Origin of the sequence: Dyadobacter sp. OTU695, assembly GCF_038440355.1 — a bacterium.
Lineage (GTDB): Bacteria > Bacteroidota > Bacteroidia > Cytophagales > Spirosomataceae > Dyadobacter.
In genome coordinates, this window is record NZ_JASATN010000002.1 from 324,491 (window position 1) to 336,831 (window position 12,341).

The following is a 12,341-nucleotide window of genomic DNA, read 5'->3' on the forward strand; positions in this document are numbered from 1 at the left end:
TACAATTTAACTGCTGCCGTCGGCAACGTTGTTGGGTTGTTTTCGATAGCCATTTTTTTCAAACTGCTTCATGATCTGTGGTATTCGGGAAATGAAGACCGCATTACCGACGACATATCGGTTGAATAACCTTGCGGGTTCGCTTCCTAATCGAAACAACCATTCCAGTCCGTTTTTTTGCATCCAGGCGGGGGCTCGTTTCACTTTACCGCCTAGAAAGTCGATGATGGCACCGCCATTGATCCAAAGACAGTTTCCAGTATATATCTGAATGAGTTTTGACGCCAGAAGCTCCTGGCGCGGCATACCCATTCCCAGTACCACGACGGACGGTTTGGTCTTCCTAATAAAAGCTTCGTAGGCATCCAGGCCAGCAAATCCATTTATCGTTCCTATAATATTGTGTCCTTCGTTTTTCAGTTTAGCGGCTGCATTGCCCAGATAAGGTTCTTCCGTGCCCATCAGCGCTATTTTCTCGCCCTTGAAATGATCGAGGATCAATGGTATCGCGTCCGTGCCGTTCATGTTGAGACCGGGAGCGATGCCTAATGATTTGTACAATATTTTCATGCCAATGCCGTCACGGAGGATAATGTCGGAGCTTACAAGTGCTTCGGCAAAATCCTTATTACGAAAGGCAAGATTTAATGCATGCGCATTAACAAAGGATACAATATGTTGCGACTGAAAGCGATTTTCAGACAGCGTCCTCAATAGTTTACCAAGATCATCTGGTTCACTCAGTAGCGTTATCGAATCTATAATTTCCAGAATGGACTTCGGAGTCGTAGGCATATTGGAGATTCATTAGTTTATCGCGAAAGTGTAAGCTCGTTTTTTGCGGACCTACCAAGTAAATCGGCGTACGCGCCCAGCAACGACGTTTTGACAACAGATTCTGTATAGTTCTGGACCACCCTGCGATGAACTTCGTCTGAACGCGATTTCCAATTGCCCGTATCCCAGATCCTGAGGACTTTTTCCGCATAGAGATCGGCATTAAATTCGTTCACAACGAAGTCGCTGCTTCCGGCGATGCTCTCATTAAAACCCGCGGTGCTTACAATAGGAACGACGCCGCATCCCATTGCCTCGGTGAGCGAGTTGGAATGCCCTTCTCTTTTTTCCTTCGAGGGAAAAATAAAAAAATGCGATTTTCTAAGATGTGGCACAATTTCGCTGAATTCGCGACGCCCATGAAAGACGAACCGCTCCGAATCTAGGCCGTTACTTAAAATCTGTTGCTGAAGAAAATCGTAATATTGTTGTTCGTAGCCACCAATGATTGCCATAGTGAAGTCTTTATTCCGGATAGCAAGTTGCTTGCAGACCGCGATGATAAATTCCACATTTTTATCAGGCACCACCCTGCCAAAATAAACAATTCGAATTACAGCATCATCGCTCCTGTCATCAGAATTACTCTGAACAAAATTGTCCATGATGTAATTAGGGTAATACACGCCACTCTTGCCGAATTCTGATTTTAGAAATAACACATATTCGTAACCCTGGCAAAGCACGGTGCTGGCCCCAGTAAGAATCCCTTTCATGAACCATTTATAAAAGCTTCCGCCTTGTTTGTAAGCTTCGATCATGCCTCCATTGCGGATTTCATAAATGGATTTCACGCTCATCAGGCGGGCAGTCTGGATGAGCAGCCATTCAAAGTAGACCTGGTTGAGATAGAACCCCGCGACATGGAAAACTCCCTCGCGATGGGCTCTCAAAAGTCCAATGGTCCGGAAGTAGACATTTGCTAGGGTAAAAATGAATTTGAACCCGTCCAGTTTAGAATCAGAGATGCGAGTTGGTTTTTCCAGCAAAATCACGTTGTAGCCCTCTTTTCGAAGAACCTCCATCGTCTTGCGGCAACCTGCCTCCGCACCGCCATTCTTGAAGCCTTTGGTTAGATTTCCGATCGGGGCATAGAAAAGCACCGTGCGGTTTTGCTTGTTAGATGTCATATACTGATGTTGTAGGATGGTTGAGCCTTTTTACAATTTTTGCAGGTACACCTGCGAGAACAATATTGTCTTCTTCGAAGGACTTGTTGACAACTGCATTCGCACCAATCCTTACATTATTTCCCAATACGATCCCGCCGAATAATTTTGCGCCCGGCCCTATGTAGACATTATCTCCTATAGAAGGCGTGCCGGTGGAACTTTCTCCGATGTTCACACAAATATGAATGCGGGCATTTTTGCCAATTCTTGCTTTTTTCGAGATCACCAACGTTCCATAATGTGGTAGTGATAATCCTTTGTCGCAGACGTTTGGCGGTATAGAGAATCCCAACTTCATGCCAAAGCGCTTATAGTCCATCCAAAATAACTTAGCAGCCAACCTCGACAATGGGTTGCTGGCATTCTGGTAGAATTCAACGCGCCGAAGTTTCCTGATAAACCGCCAGCGGGGATTTGTCAGATAAGCTTTCAGCCTGGAAGAAAATGAAGTGATATTCACTTCCATTGCCTCGGCATCGGCTGCGATAAATTGTCTGTACTCGCTTCTGTTGCGGATCATATTTTAAAAACCGTTACACCATATTGAAAATATATTCGGCGGTTGCATTATCTCTGGGCTTGATTACCGCCGGATTACCCAATACTATGCTGTTATCTGGAACTGACTTATTAACAAATGAATTTGGGGCTATCAGGACATTATTACCAATCGTGATTTTGCCCACTATGATTGAATTGCTGCCAATCCAGACCTGATCGCCGATTACTGGAACTCCTTTATCTTTCCCCCGAAAAGTCGTACCAATTGTCACACCCGGATAAATGTTACAATTCGACCCTATTTTGCTTTTGCTATTGACAATAATATGCCCAGTATGCATCAGCACAAGCCCTTTCCCAATCTTCACTGACTTCGGGATCTGGAATCCGAATTTGTAGGTCAACCTGCGATAAAAATATCGGGATAGAAGCCCGATAGGATTCAGTTTTGAATAGGCCTGAGAAAGCCTGAGAAATACCATAAACTTAAAGCCCTCTGAGTTCTTGAAATGATGTAGAAATGCTTTGAAGCTTGTTTTACCGGAATACCGGTATAGGTCAGACTTAATGAGTGTGTTGATTTGCATAAGCTATTATATTTAAATGGACAGTGTGCTATGGGGACAAGAATGGTTTGAAATCGCTCGACGCGACTGCGAGCACCATTTCTTTATAGGGGAGGGATCGGTTCATTTCTTTTTCGGATACATAATTTTCCAGAGAGCGCTTTTTGTAATTTTCGAAATCGCCGATGATCCTGGCTGGATTCCCGCCTACAATCTTGCCGCTTGGTACTGATTTTGTGACAACAGCACCTGCTCCTACAATCACGTTATCGCTGATTTTTACGCCTGGCATGATAATGCAATTCATACCTATGAATACATTGCTTCCTATTTCGACTTTTTGATAAGTATATCTTCGACCGTCCTCGTCACGGATTAGCCAATTACTACCGTCATGGGTGATAATTCTGGTGTTGTCCGCAATAGTTACATGATCTCCGATTGTAATCAAAAATGGTTCCGATCCGAAGTCGGAGATATAGAGCCTGCAATTTTTGCCTACTTTAACACCAATTTTTCTTGCGTAGTAAACCCTTCCTTTCAAATTTATAATCAAAAGGCGGTTAACAAAACCAAAAGCTTTTTTCAGAATGGCGATCATTGTCGATTAAATTAATCGTGTGCTAGTTGCCGATAAGCATTGTATGTGTCTTTTTCCGCAAGATTTAGCTTCGGCCTATCAGGTGAAGAAACAAGTTCTCCCTTTATATATTTTTCAATAACCTCTGCGATTAGATCTACTTCATTGAGCGGGTGGAAGTAGTGAACATTAGGAAAGTCGGGCTTGATGAGTTCGGAGAAGCCCGATTCTACATTGCTGAGAATCATGGGTATTCCTGAATTGTACACTTCCAATACGCTATTTCCGAGACCTTCCCAAAGAGGAATATGCATGAACATATCCATGTGTTTGATAAAGGAATAGTAGGAGAGCTCAAACCCATGTAATTCAACAACGGGTCGATGCGGATAACGCTTTGCAAGATTTTCCAGGACAGCACGCTCGTCCCCTTCACCAAAGAAATGGAACTTTATCGGGTAATTACTTTGAAGGAAATGCTCAACTACCCTGGCTACTGTTGGGATATTCTTTTGGGTAGTAAGTCGCGATACTAATCCAATGTGAAAAAATGCCGGATCCAGCGATACATCTGTTATGTTGTCAAAAATCTTTATGGGATTATACGCAACTTCGATTTTCTTCTCTTCAAGACTGGTAAAGCGGATGAGGTCAGTCTTAACGTTTTCAGATATAGCAATACACTTGTACGCATACTTATATAGGTGCCTTGTCAGAAACATCGTGGCCTTGTCAATCTGCTTCTTCTTTGTCTTATTGTATTCCTTGATGGTATTCGCTTCTCGCGTTATCACTTTGATCCCAAGTAGCTTGCCTATTATAATTGCTATCAGATTTGCATTCCGGAGCGTAGAATATAATACATCTACCGGTTCTGCTTTTAGATACCGATAAAGCGGGGCAACGATTTGTGAAGTTTTATGCCGATCGAAGGAAACAATCTTCACCTTAGGGTTAACGATCGACAGATAGGGGCCTTTTGTATTCGCCAAAATCAGCACCACCTCATCGTTCGTGAGATCAGCAAGGTAATTAACAAAGCCCACCATGATCTTTTCAGCGCCGCCGCTGCTTAAATCATGCATGAAAACACCAATTTTCATATCCGAACTAGATCATTTAAGGTTTTCATACATATATTCCGAAAAACGATGCCAAGTGTGACTTTGGCAAAACTCCGTGATCAATTGCTGAGGATACCTGTGCCTGGCAGTGTCTTCTACGTAGGCAAGAACCTCGTCAAAAGATCGGTAAGTGTCGATCAACCCCATCTCGGCAAGTTCTTTAAATGCGCCCGAATGAGGCCCGATTATAGGCGTGCCTTTGGGAAGCGACGTGACAAGTGCTCCTGAATTGAGTACGCTCTTGCCTGTGTATGGGAAGAATACTACTCGTGACTCGCGATGTAATAAGTCCAGCTCTTCGTCTGTTACAAACTTGTTTTCTATGCTGATGTTATTGGTAGCATATAGCTTCAACCACTGTAAATATTCTTCTTCGCTGTTGAATTTCCCTGCTACTTTTATTTTTATGCTGTTTAGCATATTGCTCTTCCGAAGATGTTCCAGAAACTCCTGAACACCTTTCCCACCGCGGATCCGTCCCCAGATTAGTAAGTCGTAGGTCTTGTTGTCATCTTGCTGGACTCGTACCTGATTCGAGAACATCGGATGGAAGAAATAGAGAATCCGAGGGTCGCCACTTTGTTTTTGTAAAATTGGATAGCTTTCCTTGGTGTGTACAACTGTGTAGTTTGCAAATCGTGTGAAATAGCGCACCATAAAACGATCAATCCACCTGCTTCCCCAGTGAGGAAATACATTATGATGTGTCCAGAGAACCTTCTTTCCAAAAAGCCTGGCGATAGGCAGGAATAGGAAAAGGAAGAAGGTTTGCAGGTCTGCATAACCTTCAATCCAGTTAAAATAGAAATAGTCGCACTTGAAAAAGTAATTGCTGAAAATACCAAGAACGCCACCTCTCGACTTTTTTCCGTAGTTAACAATCTCGAAGTGTTCGTTTAGGCTCGTGCTGGCTTCATAGGCGTACGTGTTGAACTTTAACTTAGGAAGCTCAGCCATTGGGTGAAAATACATCCTTTTTTTGCTCATGACAACAAATAGGCGGGTTTGGATTTTTTTATAGAGGCTATTCGTTTCGATTGCACGACGAGTTTTTTGGACGTAGCAAAATACCCGATGAACAAACCGAACGAGAAGATTTCTGGTTGGAAGGGTGTCCACCCAAAAGTACCGTAGATGAAAAATGCCGAAAGCACGCCGGTGTATGTTAATCGAAGGATATTCGACGCGCTATTTGTACCATGTGCCTTTTTTGACGACCGGCCGATATTGTATACAAAGAAATACAACCAGGTAAAAATGCCTAACAAACCGGTCTCCGCAAGTATGATCATGTGGATATTGTGAATCGGGCTGCGAATCAAAAAGGCGATAATTGCGGAATCTAAATTAATAGGCAGCTTTGTGGACATGTAGTACACGTGCGTGTTCATTCCGATACCTAATAGCTTGGACGTGTTCCACATATCGTATCCAAGAATCCAGTGTGCATATCGGTTTTCAATCTGATCTCCGGCATCAGTCTTTAAGAATACATCACTCAACGGCGTAAGGTAGAGGATGAATACAACGAGCGCAAAAAGGGAGGTCACTATCAAAATATTTCTGATAGAGAATAACTGCTTTTTCTGTTTGTGCACAACAAAAAGCAATAGGAATACGATAATTGACGAAATGTAGGTAGTTCGCGAGAATGTAAGGAGGATCACGAACATATTTGCCAGAATCAGATACTTCGAGAGGCGTTGATTATAGCTGTTGAAACTGCAAGCCAGAAAGTATATTGCGGCAATCAATGAAAACAGCGCCAGTGGCCCCGGGTGACCGAAGATGCCGACTGCCGAGGCATATCCAGCTCTTCGCTGAGCCCATTCGAGCGCATGTTCCCCTTTGAAAAGTGTGGCTGCAATTCCAATATTCAGGACAGGATAACAGATGGCCAAAAACAAATTCAAAATCGTCAACACCTTCAATCCATCATAAAGCCCTTTGATGATGGTGGCCATGGAGAAATTGTACTCAAACAATTTCGCAATGAGCAAGAACTGAAAAACATATGCAATTAGTGGGAGTGCCGCGGTGGGAAAGATATTTGAGGGATTAACAACTGCAATAAAGCTGAAAATCAATAACACATAAAACCAGATGTTGTCTCTGAGCCCGAAAGAATTGTTTTCCCACTTGCGATAGCCGAGCAGAAGAAGTATAAGGAAAAATAGCAGCGGAAGCTCAAAGCGTACAGAGTTTCCAAAAGCGCCCAGTTCCTGAAACACCATCTCACCGCCTATTTTTTTCCCTGATAAAAGGGTCAGGACCGACTTTCCGTATGCAAAAGGAAGCGTTTGAATGAAAAGACTTACCAGCAAATAGTTATTATCGCTCTTACCAGACGTTTTTCTTACCACCATTCGAAAGATGGTTACGGCGAGCAATAAGCATACGACTATAAGAGTTACCATAACATTGAGTTGAGACGGAGCCGGGTACTACTGAAAGTACTTGGACGTGACGTCAGCTATTTTAGTGTCTATTCGATCTTCTATTTTCGAAATCACCGAATCCTGTGATAGATAGTACGGCAACCCTTTTGAAAGTTTTGCTAGCAAATCTTCCCGCGTCTTGCCCTTAACATAGAAATTAGTCGATACTGTATTGGCAGAAGCCTTTTTGATCCATTCGTGCAAAAATGTTTTTCGTAGGAATGGAATATAGGTCGCTTCTGCATTGTATATATCAATAGAATACATCCAATCATTCCACTTGAAATCAGCTATTCTTTCACCTTCTGTCTGCGGAGTTGAAAAGATAAACCGATGCCATGGAACTCGTAAGATATCACTGACAATCGCACCATGCATTGCTTCGGTGATCACTTTTTTTGATGCCGCAATTTCTTTCAACGTAAACTCGACACCATTTTCTGAAAACGGGGAAATGTAATGGTAGCCCAGTTCCCGGCAAATCCCTTTCCAGTCTATCAAGTCGACTGAATGAAAATAGGGCATGAGACTGACTTCATATTTTTTCTCTGTATTCAAAATACCCTTGAATTCTTTTGTATTTCTCAATGCGTAAGCGGCATCGGCAATGAATTCATATTGCCTGTTAAGGCTATTAGCGGACAACGGACCTCTGAGAAACTGTACATCCCAGAGATTGTTGATCCGGAAGTTGGTATATTCTCTGGATGGCCTCACACCAGAACCAAAAATGACGAGTTTTTTGTCACTAAATTGTTTAATTAGTTTACTTTCATTGCACAACAGAGATCCAATACCGAGGAAATATTCGTCATCGGTTTGCCCCAGATCTTTGAATATCTTAGGCCAAAGCCAAGCGTTGAGATCATCTCCGAAATTCCCGGTTTTTGACTTAAAGTATTCCAGCTTCATTGACAAATTTCTTTTTTACGGTAATAAAAATTCGCCCGAAAATTTCCCTCTCATCGTCGCACAAACCAAAAAAGTAGATACTGATGAGAAATACGAATGCGGAGAACGCACCAGTAAAAAGAAACCGTAGGGGGATTTGAATAAATTGAACAGACACCCAGCAGGCTGCCATTGAAAACAACAGTGGCAGAGCTTCCTTAGCGAATACCCTATTCACGTACTTATTGATTGAAAGGCCGCCTTTTACTTTTGCAAAATAGAGCCTTAAAGCGCATGATAGTACTTCGATGAACATATAGCTAATCAAAACGCTGTATGCGGGCAAATGCAATGTCAGAAGCAGCCAGGCGATCGGGAGGTTCATGAGCAGTGTAGTACCCACAACTATCTGATATACCTTAATCTCGCCGGTGGCCTGTAAAGCAGACTGCACGCCAATTGTTAACTGTTTGACGAGCATGCAGGTCAAAATCAGCGAGCAAAAGACGGACGTATACTCCGGAACTACCTTTAACCAAAGACCTAGAATTTCCTTCATTTCGAAAATGCAAGGTATTGCAAATATTGCGAGTAAGAAGAAAGAGAACTTACTCGCAATCATCGACAGCTTCAAAACCCTTTCACGATCGGAAGCACCCTCGCTTTTCATGATTTGAGGGTTGATTGCCCGTAATAGGGTTTCCGAAAAGAAGCTTAACTGCGAGGCCACCTGATTGGCAATTCCATACGCAGCATTGACAACCGTTCCAAAGAATATGTTCAACAAAACCGCCAGTCCCTGGGTTCTGCCTAGTGAGCATAACGAACCGAACAAGTTCCAACCTGCGAACGATGTAAGTTCTTTCATCAACGGCCGGTCGAACGGAACAGCCTTGCTGATGGTGCATTCGGAATATTTTTTGAAACAGAACGTGGCATACATCCCAAAACTAACGACGGTGATCAGGGCCATCAGGAAGCCATAAGTAATCAGCCTGTCACCACTCACCGAGCCTAGTAAAATAGCGATCAGCAATTTGAGGACTGTTTCAGTAATATTTACCAACGCCACCCAGACCATATTCTCATGGGCCACCAGCGAACCATTAAACGGTACAGCGATGATTGTGAAAAACACAGTCAGCGACATAAAATGGTAGATCACTTTGGCTGAACTGACCCGGTTCCCGGGAATGTTGAGCAGGCCGTCGAATAGTAACAGCCCCAGGCCTTCGAGAAGTATGACGATCCCGATACCGAGACAGATATGCATAAACAGGCTATTCTTGAAAACCTTTTTTTGCATATCGATATCCCTCTTCCCCTGATGGAAGGAGAGATATCGCTGCGTGGACGTCGCCATCGCCGAATTAAGGAACGATAGCATCGCGATAACACCGGCAATCAGATTGAAAATACCATAGTCCGCAGTTCCCAGGCCGTCCAGTACAAGACGAGTCGAGTACAATGTTATTCCCATTGTAACAAGCATCCGTCCATAAAGGACAACGGTATTTAAAAGGACCTTATTTGCGGCTTTCACAGGTATGTCAGTTAGAGGATCATTGGCTGCCTAAACGCGCATTGCCGCGGGCTCTGGGAAGTACTGCTTGAACCACGAAGTAAATTCTGCAATGCCGTCTGCCAGACTTACGTTCGGCGTGTACTGGGTTGTTTTTTCTAACCTGGTTTGATCAGCCCACGTCCTGGGTACATCTCCTGGTTGCATTGGCATGTAGTTCTTGATAGCCTCTTTACCCATTCCTTTTTCTAGTTCGGTGATAAACTCAAGCAGATTTACAGGTGAACCATTTCCGATATTCAGTACGCGGTAATTGAGTTTGTCCTGAAACGTTGTAAAAGTGGTTTTTACAACGCCATTTACAATATCTCCTACATAAGTAAAATCGCGCTCCATATCTCCGTTATTGAAGACTTTAATGGGCTTCTCTTCCGAGATTGCTTTTGCGAAAAGCATGGGTGCCATGTCAGGCCGGCCCCATGGACCGTATACTGTGAAGAACCGGAGACATGTGATCGGAATATTATAAAGATGGCTATAAGCGTGCGCCATCAGCTCATTACTTTTTTTAGTAGCGGCATACAGGCTTACTGGAGAATCTACCTGGTCGTCCTCGGAAAAGGGAATTTTTGCATTTGCACCGTATACAGACGATGAAGATGCATGAACCAGATGTTTCGGCGGAAAATGGCGGCAGGCTTCCAAAATGTAGTGAAAACCGAAGACATTGGATTGTAGATAGACATCCGGATTTTCCAGCGAGTAACGTACACCTGCCTGCGCTGCCAGGTTGATGACATAATCAAATTGTTCGCTTTGGAAGAGACTGAACAATTGCTGCTTGTCTTCGAGATTCATTCGTACAAACCTGTAAGATGGGTTTGTCAGGCTTTGGGTCGGTTGAAACCACTTGATATCGTCCTGATGAATTCCTGCTTCTCGGAGCCTTGCGTATTTTAGTTGCGGTGAGTAGTAATCATTGATATTATCAAGACCAACTACCTCACAACCTTGTTCGAGTAGCTTTTTTACGGTATGGAAACCGATAAATCCTGCACTTCCAGTGACTAATGCTTTCATAAGAAGAGTCCTTAATAACGTTGAATAATATGCTGTTTGCAGCTATGCCAATTCATTGACATTAAGAGCTTCGCGTCCTATGCTGTAATAGGTGAAGCCATGATCACGCATTTGATCAAGCTCATAGAGATTCCGCCCATCAAAAACAACCTTGTCTTTAAGAAGCTTGCCCATCTTTACGAAATCTGGCGTTCTGAACTGCGGCCATTCAGTAAAAATCATGAGGGCGTCAGCATCGTCAAGCGCAGCATATGCCGTGTGACAGTAGGTTACTTCAGGGAGAACGCGTTTTACATTTTCCATTGCTTCCGGATCGTATGCAGTAACCTTGGCGCCTTCGTCAAGCAATACCCGGATATTTTCTAACGCAGGTGCCTCGCGGATGTCGTCGGTATATGGTTTAAATGCCAATCCCCAGACTGCAATCGTTTTTCCGCGCAACTCACCACCAAAATACTCCCGCAAAATCGGGAGGAGTTTCTTCTTCTGATCGTCGTTGACAGCCATTACCGATTTCAAAGTACGGAAGTCGTAACCGTAATCTTCGGATGTTTTGGCCAAAGCCTGTACATCTTTCGGGAAGCAGCTGCCGCCGTATCCAATACCGGCGAACAGAAAACGTTTTCCTATCCTTGTGTCTGTTCCGATTCCCTTGCGAATGTCGTCCACATTTGCGCCCACTTTCTCGCAAAGGTTTGCAATCTCGTTCATAAAGGTAATTTTCATTGCAAGGAATGAGTTAGCCGCATACTTGGTCATTTCTGCCGAACGCTCATCCATAAAAATTACCGGGTTTCCCTGCCGAACGAGTGGAGCGTACAACTTCTCCATTACTTTCTTTGCAGATTCGGAAGTCGTACCAACCACCACGCGATCCGGTTTCATAAAGTCTTCTACCGCTACACCTTCACGAAGGAACTCGGGATTAGAAACGACGTCGAAATCCACAGTTGCATTACGCGCAATAGCTTCCCGTACTTTTTCGGCAGTACCCACCGGTACAGTGCTTTTGTCTACGATTACAGCATATTGCTTCAAGATGTACCCGAGGTCATCGGCTACGCCGAGAATGTATTTCAGGTCGGCAGATCCGTCCTCTCCCGGAGGAGTAGGGAGTGCCAGGAAAATTACCTCAGCACCGTCAATGCCTTCACTTAGATTTGTAGTGAATTTAAGCCGGTCTTCGGCTATATTTCTATCAAAAAGGACATCCAGTCCGGGCTCATAAATGGGTATTTCACCATTTTGAAGACGAGCAACTTTCTGAGCGTCGATGTCAACGCAAGTCACCTGATTGCCAGTTTCTGCGAAACAAGTACCTGTTACAAGACCAACATAGCCTGTACCAACAACAGCTATTTTCATAATTTGAATGGAATAAGAGTGATCAGATTGTGATAGTGGTAAATGACGATTCTATTTCGGCATTTTTCGAACCAAGTCTTTCTGTCCGGGAGCGGATGCAAGCAAGGAGAATGAGCTCCTCGCTTGCTGCGGGAATGGAGTTGCAAGTATTCATTATATAACGTTGAGTGATGGTTAATGCTTTAAATCACAGGTTGCTTTTTGTCAAAAGTACCTGACAGATTTTAAATGCAAGGCTGCACAAACGCGTTTGAAACGGCCTTAC

General features: G+C 43.6%; 12 protein-coding genes. All 12 read right to left on the reverse strand.

The genetic code is table 11. The features are described from left to right. Window positions 1-6 precede the first annotated feature (6 nt). The gene (locus tag AAHB90_RS07155; protein ID WP_342084248.1) at window positions 7-795 is read right to left on the reverse strand and encodes a WecB/TagA/CpsF family glycosyltransferase; all 789 of its coding nucleotides are present in this window, start codon (window positions 793-795) and stop codon (window positions 7-9) included. 17 nt (window positions 796-812) lie between these two features. Then, window positions 813-1,967, reverse strand: coding sequence for a glycosyltransferase family 4 protein (locus AAHB90_RS07160; RefSeq protein WP_342084249.1), 1,155 nt, complete (start codon window positions 1,965-1,967; stop codon window positions 813-815). Then, window positions 1,957-2,529, reverse strand: a complete 573-nt coding sequence (locus AAHB90_RS07165) for a serine O-acetyltransferase (RefSeq protein ID WP_342084250.1) — start codon at window positions 2,527-2,529, stop codon at window positions 1,957-1,959. Before AAHB90_RS07165 ends, AAHB90_RS07160 begins: the two co-directional genes overlap by 11 nt. A 13-nt stretch (window positions 2,530-2,542) precedes the next feature. After that, a complete protein-coding gene (locus tag AAHB90_RS07170; protein WP_342084251.1) occupies window positions 2,543-3,097 on the reverse strand; it encodes a serine O-acetyltransferase in 555 nt (184 codons plus the stop codon). A 28-nt stretch (window positions 3,098-3,125) separates the two neighbouring features. Further along, window positions 3,126-3,677 carry an acyltransferase gene (locus tag AAHB90_RS07175; protein WP_342084252.1) on the reverse strand — a complete coding sequence of 184 codons (552 nt, stop codon included), beginning with the start codon at window positions 3,675-3,677 and terminating at the stop codon, window positions 3,126-3,128. 11 nt (window positions 3,678-3,688) lie between these two features. Then, entirely contained in the window at window positions 3,689-4,759 is a 1,071-nt protein-coding gene (locus AAHB90_RS07180; protein WP_342084253.1) for a glycosyltransferase, read from the reverse strand. 12 nt (window positions 4,760-4,771) lie between these two features. After that, on the reverse strand, window positions 4,772-5,767 hold the full coding sequence (locus AAHB90_RS07185) for a glycosyltransferase (protein WP_342084254.1): 996 nt from the start codon (window positions 5,765-5,767) through the stop codon (window positions 4,772-4,774). Further along, entirely contained in the window at window positions 5,764-7,146 is a 1,383-nt protein-coding gene (locus AAHB90_RS07190) for an O-antigen ligase family protein (RefSeq protein ID WP_342084255.1), read from the reverse strand. Before AAHB90_RS07190 ends, AAHB90_RS07185 begins: the two co-directional genes overlap by 4 nt. 78 nt (window positions 7,147-7,224) lie before the next feature. After that, window positions 7,225-8,130, reverse strand: a complete 906-nt coding sequence (locus AAHB90_RS07195) for a polysaccharide pyruvyl transferase family protein (protein WP_342084256.1) — start codon at window positions 8,128-8,130, stop codon at window positions 7,225-7,227. Continuing rightward, complete coding sequence (locus AAHB90_RS07200; RefSeq protein ID WP_342084257.1) at window positions 8,111-9,589, reverse strand: hypothetical protein; 1,479 nt, start codon at window positions 9,587-9,589, stop codon at window positions 8,111-8,113. Before AAHB90_RS07200 ends, AAHB90_RS07195 begins: the two co-directional genes overlap by 20 nt. Before the next feature lie 93 nt (window positions 9,590-9,682). Beyond that, window positions 9,683-10,711 (reverse strand): NAD-dependent epimerase/dehydratase family protein, encoded by a 1,029-nt coding sequence (locus tag AAHB90_RS07205; RefSeq protein ID WP_342084258.1) that lies wholly within the window; start codon window positions 10,709-10,711, stop codon window positions 9,683-9,685. 42 nt (window positions 10,712-10,753) lie between these two features. Further along, window positions 10,754-12,076 (reverse strand): UDP-glucose dehydrogenase family protein, encoded by a 1,323-nt coding sequence (locus AAHB90_RS07210; protein ID WP_342084259.1) that lies wholly within the window; start codon window positions 12,074-12,076, stop codon window positions 10,754-10,756. Window positions 12,077-12,341 lie beyond the last annotated feature (265 nt).

Excerpts from the sequence above, each read along its gene's own strand:
- AAHB90_RS07205 (WP_342084258.1), bottom strand. The coding sequence starts at position 10,711 with ATGAAAGCATTAGTCACTGGAAGTGCAGGATTTATCGGTTTCCATACC.
- AAHB90_RS07195 (WP_342084256.1), bottom strand. The coding sequence starts at position 8,130 with ATGAAGCTGGAATACTTTAAGTCAAAAACCGGGAATTTCGGAGATGAT.
- AAHB90_RS07170 (WP_342084251.1), bottom strand. The coding sequence starts at position 3,097 with ATGCAAATCAACACACTCATTAAGTCTGACCTATACCGGTATTCCGGT.
- AAHB90_RS07155 (WP_342084248.1), bottom strand. The coding sequence starts at position 795 with ATGCCTACGACTCCGAAGTCCATTCTGGAAATTATAGATTCGATAACG.
- AAHB90_RS07165 (WP_342084250.1), bottom strand. The coding sequence starts at position 2,529 with ATGATCCGCAACAGAAGCGAGTACAGACAATTTATCGCAGCCGATGCC.
- AAHB90_RS07180 (WP_342084253.1), bottom strand. The coding sequence starts at position 4,759 with ATGAAAATTGGTGTTTTCATGCATGATTTAAGCAGCGGCGGCGCTGAA.
- AAHB90_RS07185 (WP_342084254.1), bottom strand. The coding sequence starts at position 5,767 with ATGAGCAAAAAAAGGATGTATTTTCACCCAATGGCTGAGCTTCCTAAG.
- AAHB90_RS07160 (WP_342084249.1), bottom strand. The coding sequence starts at position 1,967 with ATGACATCTAACAAGCAAAACCGCACGGTGCTTTTCTATGCCCCGATC.
- AAHB90_RS07200 (WP_342084257.1), bottom strand. The coding sequence starts at position 9,589 with ATGGGAATAACATTGTACTCGACTCGTCTTGTACTGGACGGCCTGGGA.
- AAHB90_RS07190 (WP_342084255.1), bottom strand. The coding sequence starts at position 7,146 with ATGGTGGTAAGAAAAACGTCTGGTAAGAGCGATAATAACTATTTGCTG.
- AAHB90_RS07210 (WP_342084259.1), bottom strand. The coding sequence starts at position 12,076 with ATGAAAATAGCTGTTGTTGGTACAGGCTATGTTGGTCTTGTAACAGGT.
- AAHB90_RS07175 (WP_342084252.1), bottom strand. The coding sequence starts at position 3,677 with ATGATCGCCATTCTGAAAAAAGCTTTTGGTTTTGTTAACCGCCTTTTG.